Raw genomic sequence first — 19,620 nt, forward strand, 5'->3', positions numbered from 1 at the left:
ATTTATACTCGTAGAGTAAGATCAGTTTCTTAAAATTTTATGCGGTAGCGATAGTTTTATCGTTAATAAAAGTTAAGCATGACTCGTTAGGAGTTAATTGCGGTACATCTTTTGTATTTTTCGCCCTTATGAAATGGATCACACTAGTTGCTCTTTTTGGAGCTTATTTTTCTCAATCACAAAACACGCCTAGCCAGTTAACAACGGTAGATTTTAAACAGGCTGATGTTTCTATAAACCTAGATGCAAATTCTAATGAGATAACAGGTACTATAGATTATAATCTTGAAATCTTAAATGATGCGCCATCTATTTTTCTAGATGCAAAAAACCTAGTTTCTTACAGTGCCTTATTAGATAATAAGGAAGTGAAAATGATTTATGATGGGAAGAAACTTGTCGTACAAGCTCCGTTTAAGGCAGGAGAGGAGCACGACCTTAAAATCTCTTTTACCAGTTACCCATCAAAGGCTATGTACCATATAGATATAGACGATGATCGTTTGTGGGATCAAGTATGGACGCAAGGACAAGGTAAATACACCAGCAACTGGTTGCCTAGTATTGATGATATGAATGATAAGATCATCTGGAATACGTCTATTACCGCTCCTTCTTCTAAGCTTGCTGTAGCAAATGGTGTTCTTAAAAACGTGACAAATGGTGCAGATGTGAAAACATGGAAATACACCATGCAAAAACCTATGTCTAGTTATTTGCTGGCCGTGGTTGTAGGAGATTATGAGGTGAAAAAAGAGAATAGTTCTTCTGGGACACCTCTTGAATATTACTATTATAAAAATCAAGGAGATAAAGTAGCGACTACCTATCAACATTCTAAAGAGATTTTTGATTTCTTAGAAGGAGAGATAGGAGTAGCATTTCCATGGCAAGATTATAAGCAAATTCCTGTAAAAGACTTTTTATATTCTGGGATGGAAAATACAGGTTTAACCGTTTTTAGCGATGTGTTTTTTACCGATGCGCTAGGAGCAAATGACCGTAGTTATGTAAACGTAAATGCGCACGAGTTAGCACATCAATGGTTTGGTGATTTAGTTACCGAGACAGATGCAAAGCACCACTGGTTGCATGAAGGGTTTGCTAGTTATTATGCATTGCTAGCCGAAAAGGATTTATACGGTAATTCTTATTTTCAACATCAATTATATGAGTATGCCGAGGCTTTGAACGAGCAGACTGCTAGAGGAAAAAGTACTGCTTTGTTAGATCCCAAAGCAAACTCGCTTACATTCTATCAACATGGGGCATGGGCTTTACATGCGTTAAAGGATAAGGTTGGAGAGTTCAGCTTTCGCGAAAGCGTAACACAATACCTTATAAAGAATAAATACAGTAATGTCACGACAAATGATTTTCTAGATATAGTAGAAGAAGTAAGCAATCAAAATCTAGACGAGTTTAAAGCAACATGGTTAACATCTACTACATTTCCTACTGCCGATGCTTTACAAATCTTGAGAAAAGAACCTATTATGGAGGACTTTTTACAGCTGGCGGCAAGACGTATATCTAGCTTTGACGAGTCTTATTATTCTTATAAAGAAACGCTAGAAAAACCGGTAGAGTTAGAACTGGTTAAAGAAATGGTGGCACAATTAAGTATTCATAATACGAATAAGAAATACGAGTTATTAAGAGCGGCTGCCACACTTGATAATGTAGAGGTGAATCAATTAATAGTTTTAAGTACGCCTAGTATAAATGTAGAGAATAGAGAATTGATAAAAAGCATGCTCAACGATAATTCTTACGTGACTAGAGAGTCGGCATTATTTCTTTTATGGAATGATGTGAGTGATAAAAGAACCTTTTTAGAAGAAACAAAACAGCAATGGAACGACATGAATTCTAGTCTAGACATGGCATGGATAGTTCTTGCGCTCAACTCTAGTGGTTACAGCAATGAAGAGTTATTGCCTTTATTAACTAGATTACAGTCTTATACAGGACCTGTTTATGGTACAGAGACTAGAACGGCAGCATTTGATTATTTAATAAATCTAGATGCGATGAGTCAGCAAAATTACATTGATCTCATGCAAGCTAGTTTACATCATGTATGGCGATTTTATGAAAATGCGCGTGATATCTTAAAAGCGCAATATAAAAGAGAGAATGGTAAATTTCTTATAGACCAGTCTTTTGATCATTTTAATACAGAAAATCAAAAACGTTTAAAGAAGATTATAGATATAAAATAGTCTAATGATTTCATAAGTAGTGATTTATAACTCTTATAAAGTTTAATCATATAAAAAATCCAGATCTATTACAGATCTGGATTTTTTATATAAGCTATGTTTTTTATTTAAAACAAATCATTTACTTCAGTTTTTAAGAAGCTTATCGCAGTGGCGCTAGGTGCACGTTTATCCATAAGGTCATTAAGAATAGCCTGACGTAGTCCGTCTGCAGTGGTGACTTTATCAGTCATAGATACTTGACGTAGTTTTTGTATGGTAGTGTTTTTTGCGGCACGTATGATATTCCAGCATTCTTCACTCACGTAAACTTGTTGCGCTATGTTGTGTTCAAACTCATGTTCTATAGCTGCAATAAGTCCTTGTTCATACTCAGATTTTGATAAGTTACCAGGCTTAGTTCTAACGACTAGACTAGCAGGTTTAATACGTTCAAGAAAAAGAACTAATCTCTCATAGGCAGCCATGCGAGTAGGAAGTGTTTTTGCTTGAGACTCTCTTACTGTGATAAAACGTCTTCTTTTTTCTTCATTCTTCATAAATGACGAAAAGAAATAATAAGAAATTACTGCAATAATAAAAGCAGGTAATAAGGTTTGGAGTAAAGGTAAAATCGCTTCTTGCATATTTGGGTTTTAAAGTTTTGGAACGTTCAAAAATAATAGGATATTTTATTTAACATGTAATTTTATAGGGCTATTTCTATTCATCTAGCGATATAAGTGTTTTATAGTATGAAGCCGTGGTTTTATCTGTTACCTCTTTATCGACATATTTATATACTTTATGTTTATAAAATAATACTTCCTTAAAAAGACATCGAGTAAGCAAATTGCAGTACAGAGTTTTTTTTAAGTGTCGAGATTATAAGGTTATTTGGTTAGTTTTTACAGTAAGCTGCTCTTTTGATTGAGCAGCTTATTTTATTTACCACCTAGGTGAATGCAGTCTTTTAATTCTTGCATACCATTAAATGGGACGACCGTTTTTTGATATTTATAAGTATGTTCTAGAGTTTGTGTCATGTTACTATCTCCTATATTCACATCTACATCTCTCATATCAAACTGACATGGGTGCTCATAACCAGCTGCGTGAGTAATCTCTAGCACTTCTTTATTGAATTTCTTAAAATAGCTAGCCAGTCTACCAGCTTTTTCTGGAACAACGATACCACGTTGCAACCATTTATTTTGAGTAGCAATACCAGTAGGACAGGTGTTGTTGTGGCATGCTTGTGCCTGTATGCAACCTATAGATATCATAGCTTCACGAGCTACATTAATAACATCTGCTCCCATAGAAAATGCCATCGCAGCCTTAGCAGGAAAACCTAGTTTACCAGATGCGATAAAGACTAAATCTTCAGTCATTTGTCTATTCTGGAAAACCTGATAAAGATCTTTAAAACCATATACCCATGGAAGCGATACATGATCTGCAAAACTAGGTGGAGCAGCACCAGTACCACCTTCACCACCATCTACAGTGATAAAGTCTGGACCTTTTCCTGTAGCTTTCATAATATCTGCCAGTTCTTCCCATTGTTCTAGTTTACCTATCGCAGCTTTTATACCAGTAGGTAATCCAGTTTCCTGAGCTATTTTTTCAACAAAATCTACAAGACCTTGTATTCCTTCAAAAGCACTGTGAGTAGGAGGAGAGAGAACGTCTTTCCCCATAGGGACATTACGTATTTCACTTATCTCTTTAGTAATTTTAGAACCTGGTAGTACACCACCTTTTCCAGGTTTTGCACCTTGAGATAGTTTCACCTCTATAGCTCTTACTTGTGGATGATCTTTAACCAGTTGTTTTAATTTTTCCATGGAAAATTTTCCGTCGTCACCACGTACTCCAAAGTATCCAGTACCAAAATGAAAAACAACGTCTGCACCAGTTTTGTGATAAGGAGATAGTCCACCTTCACCAGTATTGTGGTAAGCATGTACTTCCTTACAGCCTGTGTTTAAAGCCTCAATAGCCTTGGCACTTAAACTACCATAACTCATCGCGCTCACATTAATCACACTTCTAGGTCTAAAAGGTCTTTTTCTATTTTTTGCAGCTCCCATAACCTTTGCACAAGGAAGGAATCCTGGGTCTTTAGCAGTAACATGATTTTCATCAAGTTTAAAAGGCATCATCGCATTATTAATAAAAATATACTGGTGCGAGTAGATGTCACGATCGGTACCAAAACCTTCATAGTTATTTTCATTCTTTGCACTGGCATATATCCAGCCACGCTCAATTCTATTGAAAGGAAGTTCTTCACGATTATTTGCCACAATGTATTGACGCAATTCTGGACCTATACTTTCTAGCCAGTATCTAATATGTCCGACTACAGGGAAATTCCTGAGGATGATATGTTTCTTATTGAAAATATCATAAAGTGCAACGATAATTATAAAAGCGATGAGGTACCAGTACCAAGCTATGTTTGCAATAAAATCCCAAATTTGTTCCATGAAAAATAATTAAGAGCTAAAAATACAATAGTTGTTATATAAGATCTGTGATAACTGCAATGAAATTATACTATTCCATCTCTTAATGTTGAAAAAACGCTGGATTTTTATTCCGCTTTCGCAGAAGCGAGAACAGCACAAGCCTTATCTTTATACTCTATAAAATGAAGACCTGTGCAAGATTATATTTCCCAGCTTAACGACGCCCAAAGAGAACCAGTTTTACAAAAAGAAGGTCCTATGATCATCATTGCTGGTGCAGGTTCTGGGAAGACTCGTGTGCTTACCATACGTATTGCTTATTTGATGCAACAAGGTGTAGATCCGTTTAATATTTTATCTCTTACGTTTACTAATAAGGCGGCCAAAGAGATGAAAAAACGTATCGGTGATATCGTGGGTGCCGGACAAGCTAAAAATTTGTGGATGGGAACTTTTCACTCTGTCTTTGCAAAGCTATTGCGTATGGAGGCAGATAAACTAGGCTATCCATCTAACTTTACTATTTACGATTCTCAAGATTCACAACGTCTTACCAGTGCCATTATAAAAGAAATGGGACTGGATAAAGATGTCTATAAATACAAGCAAATACAGTCGCGCATCTCTTCTCTTAAAAACGGTCTGATTACCGTACGCGCCTATTACAATGATGCCGATTTACAAGAGGCAGACGCGATGGCACGACGTCCACGTTTTGGTGAGATTTATAAAGAGTATGTAGAACGCTGTTTCAAGGCTGGAGCGATGGATTTTGATGATTTATTATTAAAGACTAATGAATTAATAAACCGCTTTCCAGAAGTTCTAGCAAAATATCAAAATCGTTTTCAATACATACTGGTAGATGAGTACCAGGATACGAATCACTCACAGTATTTGATAGTAAAAGCACTGTCAGATAAATTCCAAAATATATGCGTGGTAGGTGACGATGCGCAATCCATTTATGCTTTCCGTGGTGCAAATATTAATAACATCTTGAACTTTCAGAAGGATTATGATAATGTAAAAGCATACCGTCTAGAACAAAATTACCGTTCTACAAAAAATATTGTAGAAGCGGCAAACTCAATCATCGAGCACAATAAGACTAAACTTGATAAAGTAGTATGGACAGCAAATAATGATGGGCCTAAAATTATAGTCCACCGACTCATGAGTGATGCCGAAGAAGGTCGTTATGTAGCCGGTTCTATTTTTGAAAACAAAATGCAACACCAGTTAGATAATGGAAAATTTGCCATTCTCTATAGAACAAACGCACAGTCTCGTGCGATGGAAGACGCGTTGCGTAAACGTGATATTCCATATCGTATTTATGGAGGTCTTAGCTTTTACCAGCGCAAAGAGGTGAAAGATGTACTTGCATATCTACGTCTGGTGGTAAACCCAAAAGACGAAGAGGCTATAAAACGAGTTATCAATTACCCTGCTCGAGGTATAGGTGCTACGACCATGGACCGTTTAATAGCTGCTACAAAACATTATGACCGTACCATTTTTGAGGTCATGGAAAATATAGATCGAGTAGATGCTGGAATAAACAGTTCTACAAAAACAAAGTTGAAGAATTTTGTTACCATGATTAAGAGTTTTCAAGCGCTAGATCTAACTCAAAACGTTTTTGAACTGACAGAATATGTCTTAAAGAAAACCGCTTTGTTAACTGAGCTCAAGAAAGACGGTACACAAGAAGGAATCTCCCGTATAGAAAATATGGAAGAGCTTCTTAACGGTATGCGAGACTTTGTAGAAGGACAAAAAGAAGTAGCAGACGCGAGAGGTGCCCTGTCAGAATTTCTAGAAGATGTTGCACTAGCAACAGATCTCGATAAAGATACAGGAGACGATGACCGCGTTTCTTTAATGACCATTCACCTGTCTAAAGGGCTGGAGTTTCCTTACTTATATATAGTAGGTATGGAAGAAGATCTTTTCCCTAGTGGTATGAGTATGAATACTCGCGAGGACCTAGAAGAAGAGAGAAGATTATTTTACGTGGCATTAACCAGAGCAGAGCATCAAGCTTATTTAACCTACACTTTGAGCCGCTATCGCTGGGGTAAACTAGTAGATGCAGAGCCTAGTCGTTTTATTACAGAAATTAATCAAGATTATATAGAATACACGACTCCTATAGATAATTATCGATATAAACCACTGATGAATAATGACCTGTGGGATGAGCCAGATAAGTCAAAACTGCGACAGTCTAAACCTAAGAATGGAACACCACCCAGTGTAAACCAGCCTAATGAAGAGCAAATTAGAAAACTAAGAAAAATGCGACCGGTAAGTCGTACAACTAGTAATTCTAGTGCTCCTTCTGGTTTTGAAGGCGATTTACAACCAGGTATGATAGTAGAACATGCGCGCTTTGGTCGTGGTACAGTAGTTAATCTAGAAGGCGCTGGTGGTGAGAAAAAAGCCGAAATCAACTTTAATGTCGGTGGTCTTAAGAAATTACTTCTGAGATTTGCTAAATTAGATGTAGTAGGATAGAAATAAATATATAGATGTTAATCTTTGGTTCCGCTTTCGCGAAAGCGGAATTATAACATTACATTTAACCACTAATTAAACCAGAATGAACAACTTACAATACCCTATTAAATTCTCATTTAAGATCACTACGCTAAGTAATGATTTTACAGCAAAAAATGCGTCAGGACAAACTATTGCTTACGTAAAGCAAAAAATGTTTAAGCTCAAAGAAGCCATTTCAGTTTACAGTGACGAGAGTAAATCGCAAGTTTTATTTACCATCGCGGCAAATAAATGGCTAGACTTTAGTGCAGCATATTCTATGACAGACGCTAGCGGTAATGAAATAGGTAAAATTGCTCGTAAAGGATGGCGCTCTATGTGGAAGGCAGAGTATGATATTGTAGATCAAAATAACCAGCCGCAGTATAAAGTGCAAGAAGCAAACGCATGGGTACGTGTTGCAGACTCCATGATAGGAGAGATACCTGTACTAGGTGCTTTTACAGGTTATTTATTTAACCCTACTTATAATGTGACTAACAAAGCAGGTCAGATAGTAGTTAAATTAAAGAAAATGCCTTCTTTCTTCGGTAAAGAATTTGAACTTGAAAAAGTGGCAGATATAGACGAAGATGATAAAGAAAGAGTAATGTTAGGTCTTATGATGATGATTCTGCTAGAAAGACGTCGTGGATAATACAGACTATTAAATAAATACTTGAAAACCGAAACTTAACAATGTTGAGTTTCGGTTTTTTTTGATTCGAAAACTAAAATGAATTAACTTCATTTAAGGTTTTTTTAATGTGTCTTCAAAAAATAGAATATCAGATTACTGAAATCTTGTTAAATGTCTATGATGCAGCTTTAAGATATAAAATACAAGCAACATTAAACCTTCAAGAATGCAGTCTGAATGTGTCAGAAAATAATAACTTCATTTTAAATGCTTGGTTGAGCGATAGTCGAAACCTTTTTCTCTCGCACGATCTTTATTAATATTATTTGGTATGAATTATCAGTTTTACGTATACCTATTAGAATGTAATGACAGATTGCTCTACTCAGGCATGACGAACAATATCCAAAGAAGATTTAACGAACATCAAAAAGGATTGAATCCACGATTATTTACTTTCAAAAGACGACCAGTAGAGTTGTTATTTCATGAACAATTTAACGATGTATTTCTAGCTTGTCATTTTGAAGCAAGAATTAAGAAATGGTCAGCTAAAAAGAAACGAGCATTAGCATCTGGTGATTTTGATAGATTGAAAATATTATCTAATTGTCAGAATGATTCATCAAGCGCATTTGCATCTTCAGATGATGTACCTAAAAGAGAAAGATAAAACTCTTTCCATAAGTAACCGTCTTCGACTATCGCTCAGACTAGCATTATTTTAAAAGTTTAAATTTTGGTATATCATATATTCACATGATTATTAATTTGACAATTTCATCAAGTCCATTTATCTTTGAATACACACTAGAAACAACTTTCCATTGCCACTTAACTTTCTTTCTACACCTATAGATTACCTTACTGGCATAGGCCCAGAAAGAGCAAAACTGTTGCGTAGTGAATTGCATATCCATACTTATGGAGATCTGGCAAACCTTTTTCCTAATCGATATATAGATAAAACTAAATATTATAAGATCAATCAGCTTGTTCCAGACAGTGCGCAAGTGCAGATTCTAGGGAAAATTATCAATATAAAAACCGCAGGGTCCGGTAAGTCAGAGCGGCTAGTTGCCACGTTTGCAGACGAGACGGGACGCATGGAGTTGGTATGGTTCCGCAGTCAGAAACATTTTAGAGATAGTTTAAAGATAAATGAGCCCTATGTAGCCTTCGGTAAAGTGGCTCGTTATGGATCTCAATATAATATTGCACATCCAGATCTAGAATTATTAGTAGATCACAAGTCACGCAAACAAAGTGCGATGACACCAGTCTATCCCAGTACAGAAATGCTGGCCAAACGTAAGATAACCAACACCTACATTGTTAAATGTATGCGCAAGTTATTTAGCGAGATCAATGGTGCCTTTGTAGAAACATTGCCAGACGATATGCGTGAGCATTATAAGTTGATAGGTAAAAATGAAGCCATGCTTAATGTTCATTTTCCTACCACACCAGAGATGTTAAAGCATTCTATTTATAGATTAAAGTTTGAAGAGCTTTTCTTTATTCAAATGGAATTATTGCTGCAAAATAGAATTAGAAAAACGAAGATAAGAGGTTATGTTTTTGATAATGTAGGAGATAAGTTTACCGACTTTTATAAAAATCATTTACCCTTTGAACTTACTGGTGCGCAAAAACGTGTGGTAAAAGAAATACGTGCCGACATGGGTACTGGCGCGCATATGAATCGTTTGCTTCAAGGTGATGTAGGTTCTGGAAAAACGATAGTTGCCGTTCTCACAGCCTTACTTGCATTAGATAACGGTTTCCAGGCTTGTATTATGGCACCTACAGAGATTCTTGCACAACAGCATTACAGTGGCGTTTCAGAATTGCTAGAAGGTACAGGAATTACGGTTTCCTTACTTACAGGATCTGTAAAGACTAAAGCACGTCGTACTATTCATGAAGAGTTAGAAGGTGGAACTTTAGATATTTTAATAGGTACACATGCACTTATTGAGGATAAAGTAAAGTTTAAAAACTTGGGCGTTGCTATAGTAGATGAGCAGCACCGTTTTGGCGTTGCACAAAGAGCAAAACTCTGGAAGAAAAATGAATTGCCACCGCACGTGCTCGTGATGACCGCAACACCTATACCTAGAACACTTGCCATGAGTCTATATGGAGATCTAGACATCTCTGTAATAGATGAGTTGCCGCCAGGTCGTAAAGAGATTAAAACCGTACATCGCTATGATAAAAATAGATTGGCCGTTTTTGGATTTATACGTGACGAGATAGCGCTAGGACGACAAATTTATATGGTATATCCATTAATAGAAGAGTCAGAAAAGCTAGATTATAAAGACCTGCAAGATGGATATGAAAGTATCGTTAGAGAATTCCCTTTACCTAAATACAATGTAAGTATAGTCCATGGCCGTATGAAGCCAGAGGACAAAGATTATGAAATGAATCGCTTTGTAAATGGCGAGACTCAGATCATGGTCGCAACCACAGTGATAGAAGTAGGTGTAAATGTGCCTAATGCCAGCGTCATGATTATAGAAAGTGCCGAGCGTTTTGGACTATCTCAATTGCACCAATTGCGCGGTAGAGTAGGTCGTGGTGGAGACCAGAGCTACTGTATTTTAATGACAGGTCATAAATTAAGTGCCAATTCAAAAACAAGATTAGACACCATGGTTGCTACTACCGATGGTTTTAAGATTGCTGAGGTAGATCTTAAATTACGCGGCCCAGGAGATCTTATGGGAACACAGCAAAGTGGTGTCATGGATTTAAGACTTGCAGATATTGTAAAGGACAATCATATACTCGCCATAGCAAGAGAAGCAGCGCAAAAATTACTCGCCAAAGATGTGAAAATAGAAAAACCTGAACATGCTGGTGTAAAACGCGTCATGTCTTTTTTACAAAACAAAAAAGGACTTTGGAAGTATATAAGTTGATAAATTCTAACTCAAAATTCAAAATATTCTTTTTTCTATCTGTATAATTATATCAGTTTCGCTTTCGCGAAAGCGAGATTTATTTATAATTACTTTCTTTTCTTCTTTTTCTCTTCTCTTACAAATATACTGGAGTCGCGATGTATTTTTTTATTAGCATCATCAAAGCTGCTTAGTTCAAAAGCTATTCCGGGATCAGATTTGTGATACTTACTAATGATTTCATAAATCAATTTTTTTGATAAATTGGCTAACTCTGGAGATTTATGTTTTTGCTTTTTTAATGACTTTATGAATATTCTAATATTAGAAATATTAGTTTCATACTTGTTGAAATACAAAATCTCCTGCTCAAGCTTTTTATGGTCTTTTATGTTTTCAAAGTATTGATCTATACATTTAGTTGATTCTTTGCGATTTCTCCATCCTTCTAAAAGTGTTTTTTGAGTATTTGAAATGTCCTCAATTTTTTCTTTATAAACTTGAGAGGCATCCAAGTATTTATGGGATTGTACATATTTATCAATGACAATTTTAAAATAAAGATTAGCTTCATTTAAACTTCCAGATTCTTTATAGAGATCGCCTACTTTTTCATCTTCTTTAAGTTCTTTATAGAGAGCAATCGCTTTGTCATAGAAACGTCCGTCTGCGTAACACTGTGCTGCACTTTGCTTATTTTTATTGTATTTGAGATGCAGGTATGCGGCTTCTTCATAATACTCTCCTTCATTTAAAGTTTCTGCGGCAAGCCAGTGGCTTCCTAGAAGTTTGATTTGCATGGCAGCTGCTTTGCGATAATCACCTTTTTTCTTTTCTTCTTCAATAAGCTTTTCATATTGCTTTCTCAAAGCTTCCATACGATCATCGTGAATGGTCGCCGTGCCACCAGAACCATCTCCAGATTTGAATAAGTTAGAAACAACTAAATAAAGAATAATATCTATTAATAAAATCCCTAAAATATAACCTAGCGCCTGACCAGAAGAGGTACTTGTTGTACTCGCTTTTACAGCAAGTCTAATAATCATAAAAATAAAAACCCCTCTTGTTATGATAGAAAAAATGGACATGCCATTAGAATTACCAGAGTCAGATCTGGAGTCGAAACCTTTAAAAAGAGAAAACAATCCTTTGCCAGAATCTCTAGAACTACCTATTAAATCAAGAGGTATAGCAAATCGCATGGCCATTTGCGGATTTTTTGCAAACATGGCAAGCAACCTGTCTGCTTCTCTGGAGTTGCGAGTCATTAAGGCGTCCATACTTTTACTCCATTTAGAATTCCCTTTTTTGTTGCCCGATAAACGATTGAAAAGTTTAAGGAAACCTCGTTCTTCTACATCAAACTGTCCAGGACCTTTACCTTTACTTTTAAAAAGTGTTTTGAAAAGACCTAGACGTAATTTATCAATAGTATTGAGACTAGAATCTGACATTTTTTCTAGAGGTAGATCCAGTTTCTTTTCTATTTCCTTTTCGTCTTTTGCAAGCGCAGCTATTTTGTATATATGTTTAGGAATTACTGTTCCCAACATAGGTGTAATAGTTTTTACCGTTATAGGTTTTTTGATATCTAAACAGTCTAGCCAATTCAGAGGTTCTTTCAAAGTTACCCATCCAAAATCAGGATGGAATATATGAGGCACTTCAAATATACGATCTGTTTCATTTTTTGAAATTTGCGGATGTATGGTCGTGTATTCTGGTATGAAAATCTGATTTTGAACGTACTGAAAAAATATTACGTTAGATAAATGTGAATCAAATTTTAAAGAATTGCCATAAATAAAACAACCGTACAACTCATTTGCTTTTGAGCTAGGGATAGGAAAGGCATTCACATTATCTAGATTTAGATTGCATTTTTGAATCACTTCTAACCAGCGTCGTGGCGAGTTTCCTTTTATGAGTAGCCCACGTTTAGGGTAGGTATTATTTCTGGTAGGTAAGATTTTTAAATGCATGGCTTAGGAATTAAAAAATGGGATAAGGTATAATTCTCTAAACTTGCTGTATTCTATTGTTATCAACTCATGTTTTACAGGTAAGAAATACTCATTTCCTGTAAAATGCATATCACTAGCAAATGCTATAGGTTGTTTGATAATACAGGTCATTGAAAAGTTTAATCCAGAGCTTACTGATGACTGAAAATAGAGTTTTCCATTTTTCAAGGTGATTAAAGAGCCGTTTTCGGTTTGGAATTTTTTGGTTTTTATATAGCAGGTGAGTCCTTTTGATTCTAATTCTTTTTTTAATTTATCGGCAACTTGTTGATCTATATCATCTTTAATTACCACAGGTGCATTTCGTAAAAAAGTTTTTGCTTCACTCAGGCTTATTTTTAAAATCTCTCTTAGATTTTTTATATTTTCTAGATTTCCTCTTTTAAGATAAAGATCTATTATAGGACTGAGTTTTTTCTTTTCTTTATGATCTAAATAACTATAATCATTTTGATTGAACAGTAATTTATTAGAGTATGTATCTAGATGGTATTTATCAATTACAAGTGTTAATCCATCATAAAAATCAATCGTTTTTATTTCTTCTATATTCTTAAGGACAGAATAATTGGTGAGTTTTGTGTTTAAACTTTTTCTACAGGAAGCAATAAGTTGTTGTTTTGCTGTTCTTTGTTTTAACAAATTAGAACTCATCGTTACGTGAATTTTTTTGATCTCGTTTTCTGATATTTGGTAATAATTGCGATCACAGTAAACAATTATTTTGTTTTCTATTGAGAGTAATCCACATTTTCCTTCTAGGTTTTTAGAATATTTGCGATTAGAAGTACTTTTTCCCGTTTCTAAGTTGGTTATGTAGTACGCTTTCGCGAAAGCGTTATACTCATGAAAAATAAGATCATTATTTGCATTAAAATTTATGCAATAAGCACTGTTTTTATAGGCTACCACATTATTGTATATAAGCTGCAAGCCTTTGCTAGCTCCAGAAGAAGTAAATGAGTATAAATGACCGCTTTGAAGTACGAATACTTGATCTTGATAAAGAATGTATTTGGCTTCTGATTTGAGTAGTGGTGTTAATAGATTATCTTCTACGATTTCATCAATGGTATTTTTAAAGTTAACAGCAAGCTCTTTCTTTTTAGGCTTTTGTTGTTTCCAAAGCTCTTCATAAGGTAAATGAATTTGTTTTAAATGCTTGCGACTACGGTTAAGGTAGCGATAGAAATCTATGTGACCGCTGGAGCTTGTTGTAATTAAATAATGTAATTGCTCTACATTATCAGTAATAACGTATTGTAAGTCGTTACTTTCTAGGGTTTCTTCTGTTGTGAGTAAGAAAACCTCGTCAGTAGGAGTGATGTAATCTTGATAAAATTCATGTAATCCTATTGCTGGATCTAATTGTGCGCTCAATACTTGCTGTCCAGAAATAATTTCTAAGATATCATCAAAGTTAATAGAATGAACACTATCGCCTACTAAATAGGCATCATATTCAAAAGTAGACTTAGGGTGTGTTGCAATAGCAAGAGCTGTTGCAAAAGATAATATTTTAGGAATTCCCCAATTCTTGAGAGAGGCATCGATTAAGAAAACACGCCTATTATCATTTTCTTCATTGGCGGTTTCTCTTTCTATATATAAAGCTTCTTTATTTGCTACACGAGATAGAAAAGTGTCTTGATCATAAGCAAATTCTGAGATGAGTAATCTACTCATATCGCCTTTGTTAGTAATATCAGAAACACCACCCAAAGGTTGCTCGCTCGCTGCGTTTTGATGCATGGGAATATGCAATCCAGACCAGATTCTTTTGATCAATGAACCTATCTCTACTGTTTCTTTATGTTCTATTAATTGATCAACAATAGATGTTTCTGTATTATAGACTGGATCGAGTTGAGATAAGAGTTCTTCTTCTGGATCTTCTTTTATGATAGGAACGTTAGTCAGTGCGTTGATTAAGTCCTGCATGGATTTGAACCTGCGTACCATCAATGCAATAGGTCTGGTGTCTTTCTCGTAAGTAGATCTAGTAGTTAACTCTAAATAATAATTGTGTCTCGCCGCGTTTTTTATAGCATTTTCTCCTCTAAGAATTTGTTTAGACTTTTGAATCCCTTTTCTATTGTGGGATTCTTCAAATAATACCTCAAGTAGGTATATGAGATTATTCCCAATTCTCAATTCTGTTGGTAAATTATGAACATAATCCATAATCTGATGAACATTTTTGATATATTGATTCCCAAATTTATGTTGATCTAAATGACCCCAGAGAGATTGTTTTATTCTAGCAAAAGCCTCTTCATCAAAGCCTACAGTAGCCGATAGTAATATGAGAATAATAGAGCCTAATTGTGGTAAACCTTTTTCGGCTAGTGCGTTTAAAATCTCTCTAAGTCTTCCTTCATATACTAAAGTTCCTTCTTGAGGAATTTCGATCACCGCATTTTCTATAGCTTCTGATGATTCACTATCATCAATATCCCAATTCCAAAAATAATGCTTGTATTGTGTAAAATAACTACTCATTATCAATCAATTTTAAGCTTTTGCGATAAGAGCTTATAGTTAGTGGTACAAATTGATCTTTTTCAATTAAGGTATAACAATTATTTTTTTGCCAAATAATAAAATGTATTTGATCTTGATCTATCGCATTTTGTACGATAGTTTCTAATGCAGGATATTTTAAATAATAGCCAGTAGGATAGAAACTGGACTTATTTTTCCAAAAACTATATCCTTTTAATGGTAATAGAGGTGTTCCAATAATCAACAATTGATCTGGAGCGACGATGGTGTATGTTAATTTTTCTAATCGATAACTGGCAGCGGTTTCAATAATTTGTGAATTAAAATCAGTGATTTGAATGAGTTGCGCACAGGTATCTTTTTCTGCCTCAAATTTCACGATTTCAAAAGATGCTTTTTCTGGAATACCAAAATAGTTATGATTAAGATCAGGTGTTTTTAATTGTAGCACAGTTTGAATAGGTTTCCAAGAGGGCATCATTTTCATTCTTGCCACTGGTAGTAATTTACCTTTAGGGAATAGGCGCGCTTCTTTTAAATAATAAATTCGTGCAGGAGATAAGGATTTTACTTCTTTACTATTAATTTGGTCAAGTGTAAAATCCTTAATCCACACTTCGTTATCATCTATTGCTATTTTGAGATTTTCAAAATGCCAGATATTCAATAACAGCTTTGTATGAACTTTGTCTATATGTAAAACGTAATCTAGACGCTCTGTAATATTTGTTGCCATAAGGCGTCTATTTCTTTTTTAATGTACGTTTTTTGTTCTTCGTTTTGGATCCAGTCGGCGCGGCTTTGAATGTATCGCAGTTTATCTTTTATAACATTTTGTTCGTCGTAACTCAAAACTGTAGCATCCCACTTTTCTTTGAGAATTTGAACTTCCTTCATCACCTCTTCTGGATTAGGCGCTTTATTAAACAGTGCTTGTGGATGTGATTTTTCGGTAATTTCTTGCTCGATAGCACTGTTTACAATTCCTTCTAGAATTTCAATTTGTTCCTCAGTATCCCATATGTATTTAAGCACCCAAAGATCTGAAATAATCGCTTCATCTCTATCGCAAATTACGGCACTTGCAGCGATGAGGTTTTGAATTTTTACCGCGCGACGATCAGAAATGGTAATTCCTGTATTTCTCAAATTACGAATCAGATCGATGTAAGTTTCTAACACAGCGCTCAGACTTATTTTTTTTGCCTTTTGTTGTAATTCTATGATTTGTTCTGGAGTTATCGTAGGTGTTTTTACAGTTTTATTACGCTCAAGATTCCAGCCAGCAAGTAAGACTTGGTTAAGTAAGTCTGGATGTACATAATCACACTTGATACGGATTAAGAAACGGTCAAAAAGTGCGTCTAGAGCATCATCTTCTGGTAACACATTACTTGCTCCTACAAACATTAAAGCTGGTAACTCTAGTACTTGTTTACCACGTCTCAACATCTTTTCATTAAGTGCCATTAATAAACTATTAAGAATAGCAGAGTTGGCATTAAAGATTTCGTCTAGAAAAACTAATGAAGCCTCAGGCATCATTCCTTCAATATTAGTCACCAGTTCTCCCTCACGTAATTTTTTGATGTCAAATGGGCCAAAAAGCTCATTGGGTTCTGTAAATCGAGTAAGTAAATATTCAAAATTTTTACCATTCTCAATTCCTTTAGAAAGTGATTTTACGATCGCACTTTTTGCGGTTCCTGGTGGACCAAAAAGAAAGGTGTTCTCTTTTGCAATAAGACTTATACCTAATAGGTCGATAACATCATCTTTTCCTATAAAAGTTGATTTTACATGATCTAGTAATGCCTTAAGTGGTAGTATGTTATTCTGACTCATCATTTGGTATGGTGATGGCACTTAAAGAATTCCAAAGCTGGTCTTTGTAAAATCCTAAATGCTGGATTAATTTTTTATTGATTGCTGGGTGCGAGCCCCAAGCTTGATTTTTTTGGACGACTATTCTATTAAAAAATAATTGTTGTAAACATGAGTTGCTATAATAGAGCTCTATATTCAATTGACCTGGTGAGAAATGTAAATCTATTGCACTATAATGCCAGTTGTTAAGAATGGATTTTAAACGTTCTAGTAAAATATCTTTAGGATCTATATTCTCTAATGTATGATATAGAAAAGGTAGATAACGCAGTAATAAGTCAGCACTTAGAATTTGAGAAGGCTGTATTTGCTTATCAAAGTATGGGAATAATTTTTCAATAGAATTATCAGAGTCCTTTCTGAAAATAATGAATAATGCGGTATGATAAATTATTTTTGCAGCCCAAAGAGCTGCATCGTTATCATATACCGGTGCTTTAAATGGATATTCTTGTGCTTCTCTATAGTATTCATTTTCAAGATACAACTTAACTTCTTCTTTTTGAGAAGTAGATATTTTGGCTGGCTTCTCGTGCAAAAAAAGATGACCCACTTCACGCAATTGTGTGATGGTTTTTAAGAAATCATGAGTTTTTAAAGCGTTGATAACTGCGTTTTGTTTTGAATGCTCAATTTAATAAATAGCTGTATTTACTCCTCATATTTCTCTTTATTTATTTTATTTAATAATAATTCCGCTTTCGCGAAAGCGAGATCTACAACCATTTTATGTGGAATTTAAACGACTATAATCTTATTTGTTTTTAAACAGGAACGTTAAATATCTCTTTAATGATTGCTAGAGTAGGGCTTGGGTTGTAATTTGTACACGATTACGAAGGAAAAATTATGGATTACAATAAAATAAGTACGTTAGGACAGCTGAAGGAAGCCGGCTGGAAATCAAAGTCAATTAAGGAAGAATTAAGGGATAACCTTATTGAAAACATTAAAAATGATGTGAATTCTTTTACAGGAATACATGGTTATGAAAACACTGTAATTCCAGAACTAGAACGTGCTATTTTATCACGTCACAATATCAATTTATTAGGTTTAAGAGGTCAGGCAAAAACCAGACTTGCGAGACTTATGACTGGCTTGCTAGATGAATATATTCCTTATGTGACCGATAGTGAGATTCATGACGATCCATTACAGCCGCTCTCTAGAACGGCCAAAGAATTGATTGAAAAGCATGGTGATAAAACACCTATATCCTGGTTGCATAGAGACGATCGTTTTTATGAAAAACTAGCCACTCCAGATGTTACTGTTGCCGATTTAATAGGTGATATAGACCCTATTAAGGCAGCCAATTTAAAACTAAGCTATGCAGATGATCGCGTGATACATTATGGTATGATACCGCGTGCAAACCGATGCATTTTTGTAATAAATGAACTTCCAGATTTACAGGCGCGTATACAGGTAGCTCTTTTTAATATTTTGCAAGAAGGTGATATACAAATACGTGGTTTTAAATTGCGACTAGCACTAGACATGCAGTTTGTCTTTACGGCAAACCCTGAAGATTATACCAACCGTGGTAGTATTGTAACACCGCTTAAGGATAGAATAGGATCTCAAATTCTGACTCATTATCCTGAGAATATCGCTATTGCGAAAACAATTACTCAACAAGAAGCGAAGAACGATTCAAGAACTACGGAGACTGTTTATGTGCCTGAATTGGCTAAGGATTTACTAGAGCAAATAAGCTTCAGCGCTAGAGATAGTGAGTATGTAGATGAAAAAAGTGGAGTAAGTGCTCGTATGAGTATTACTGCTTTTGAAAATCTACTGAGTACTGCTGAGCGTCGTTCTTTAATGAATGGTGACGATAAGACTACTATTCGTTTTTCTGACTTTACCGGTATTATACCTGCAATCACAGGTAAGGTAGAACTGGTTTATGAAGGAGAGCAAGAAGGTGCAGCATTTGTTGCAAATGAATTGATAGGTGCGGCGACTAAAACGTTGTTCCCTCAATATTTTCCAGAAATTAAGAAACTAGTTAAAAGTGATGAGGTAACGCCTTATGATAAATTAGTGGAGTGGTTCTTTAATAATGAAGGACTAGAATTACTAGACGAATTAAATGATAGTGATTATCAAGTATTGATCGATCAGGTGACACCGCTAGAAGATCTTGTGCAAAAATACCAACCACAGACAACTAAGGAAGACCGTAATTTCATGAAGGAGTTTATTCTTTGGTCACTAGTGGAATTTGATAAATTGAGTAAAAAGAGATTTACAGAAGGATATCAATTTAATGATTTATATAGTGACTTTGTAAGAGGAATCTAGATAATAAAAGATATTAGAATTTATAAATAGTAGGTTGTTTTCTTAAACGACCTACTATTTGTATTTTAAAAAGATGAAAAGAATTACATAATAATAAACCCCTAT

At 35.0% G+C, this 19,620-nt stretch carries 13 protein-coding genes; 6 read left to right on the forward strand and 7 right to left on the reverse strand.

The features are described 5' to 3' along the window. Positions 1-128 precede the first annotated feature (128 nt). A complete protein-coding gene (locus tag ACJJVN_RS05300; RefSeq protein ID WP_405377376.1) occupies positions 129-2,225 on the forward strand; it encodes a M1 family metallopeptidase in 2,097 nt (698 codons plus the stop codon). 107 nt (positions 2,226-2,332) lie between these two features. Here ACJJVN_RS05300 and ACJJVN_RS05305 read toward each other — a convergent pair whose 3' ends face one another. Further along, the gene (locus ACJJVN_RS05305; protein ID WP_104515386.1) at positions 2,333-2,851 is read right to left on the reverse strand and encodes a hypothetical protein; all 519 of its coding nucleotides are present in this window, start codon (positions 2,849-2,851) and stop codon (positions 2,333-2,335) included. Positions 2,852-3,148: 297 nt separating this feature from the next. Next, positions 3,149-4,699 (reverse strand): FMN-binding glutamate synthase family protein, encoded by a 1,551-nt coding sequence (locus ACJJVN_RS05310; RefSeq protein WP_405377377.1) that lies wholly within the window; start codon positions 4,697-4,699, stop codon positions 3,149-3,151. A 174-nt stretch (positions 4,700-4,873) separates the two neighbouring features. On the opposite strand from ACJJVN_RS05310, the gene ACJJVN_RS05315 reads away from it, so the two are divergent. The 4 genes from ACJJVN_RS05315 (at position 4,874) to recG (ending at position 10,801) form a co-directional block, all read left to right on the forward strand. Next, entirely contained in the window at positions 4,874-7,204 is a 2,331-nt protein-coding gene (locus ACJJVN_RS05315) for an ATP-dependent helicase (protein ID WP_104515384.1), read from the forward strand. Between the two features lie 85 nt (positions 7,205-7,289). Continuing rightward, the gene (locus ACJJVN_RS05320; RefSeq protein WP_104515383.1) at positions 7,290-7,886 is read left to right on the forward strand and encodes a hypothetical protein; all 597 of its coding nucleotides are present in this window, start codon (positions 7,290-7,292) and stop codon (positions 7,884-7,886) included. A 313-nt stretch (positions 7,887-8,199) separates the two neighbouring features. Then, on the forward strand, positions 8,200-8,541 hold the full coding sequence (locus tag ACJJVN_RS05325) for a GIY-YIG nuclease family protein (protein ID WP_405377378.1): 342 nt from the start codon (positions 8,200-8,202) through the stop codon (positions 8,539-8,541). Positions 8,542-8,695: 154 nt separating this feature from the next. Continuing rightward, entirely contained in the window at positions 8,696-10,801 is a 2,106-nt protein-coding gene (recG, locus tag ACJJVN_RS05330) for an ATP-dependent DNA helicase RecG (RefSeq protein ID WP_405377379.1), read from the forward strand. Between the two features lie 89 nt (positions 10,802-10,890). Here the strand turns inward: recG and ACJJVN_RS05335 are convergent, their stop codons facing one another. The 5 genes from ACJJVN_RS05335 to ACJJVN_RS05355 are packed head-to-tail and all read right to left on the reverse strand — an operon-like array spanning position 10,891 to position 17,836. Next, positions 10,891-12,768 carry a hypothetical protein gene (locus ACJJVN_RS05335; RefSeq protein ID WP_405377380.1) on the reverse strand — a complete coding sequence of 626 codons (1,878 nt, stop codon included), beginning with the start codon at positions 12,766-12,768 and terminating at the stop codon, positions 10,891-10,893. A gap of 3 nt (positions 12,769-12,771) precedes the next feature. Beyond that, positions 12,772-15,312 (reverse strand): ribosomal protein L7/L12, encoded by a 2,541-nt coding sequence (locus ACJJVN_RS05340; protein WP_405377381.1) that lies wholly within the window; start codon positions 15,310-15,312, stop codon positions 12,772-12,774. Continuing rightward, positions 15,305-16,051: a hypothetical protein gene (locus ACJJVN_RS05345; protein ID WP_405377382.1), complete on the reverse strand. Its 747-nt coding sequence runs from the start codon at positions 16,049-16,051 to the stop codon at positions 15,305-15,307. The genes ACJJVN_RS05340 and ACJJVN_RS05345 overlap by 8 nt, the downstream gene beginning before the upstream one ends. After that, complete coding sequence (locus tag ACJJVN_RS05350; RefSeq protein ID WP_405377383.1) at positions 16,024-17,160, reverse strand: AAA family ATPase; 1,137 nt, start codon at positions 17,158-17,160, stop codon at positions 16,024-16,026. The genes ACJJVN_RS05345 and ACJJVN_RS05350 overlap by 28 nt, the downstream gene beginning before the upstream one ends. Further along, positions 17,147-17,836: a hypothetical protein gene (locus ACJJVN_RS05355; protein ID WP_405377994.1), complete on the reverse strand. Its 690-nt coding sequence runs from the start codon at positions 17,834-17,836 to the stop codon at positions 17,147-17,149. Before ACJJVN_RS05355 ends, ACJJVN_RS05350 begins: the two co-directional genes overlap by 14 nt. A 215-nt stretch (positions 17,837-18,051) precedes the next feature. On the opposite strand from ACJJVN_RS05355, the gene ACJJVN_RS05360 reads away from it, so the two are divergent. Further along, complete coding sequence (locus ACJJVN_RS05360; RefSeq protein WP_405377384.1) at positions 18,052-19,515, forward strand: magnesium chelatase; 1,464 nt, start codon at positions 18,052-18,054, stop codon at positions 19,513-19,515. Positions 19,516-19,620: the final 105 nt, after the last annotated feature.

This window comes from Nonlabens sp. Asnod3-A02 (assembly GCF_045063755.1).
Classification (GTDB): Bacteria; Bacteroidota; Bacteroidia; order Flavobacteriales; family Flavobacteriaceae; genus Nonlabens; species Nonlabens xylanidelens.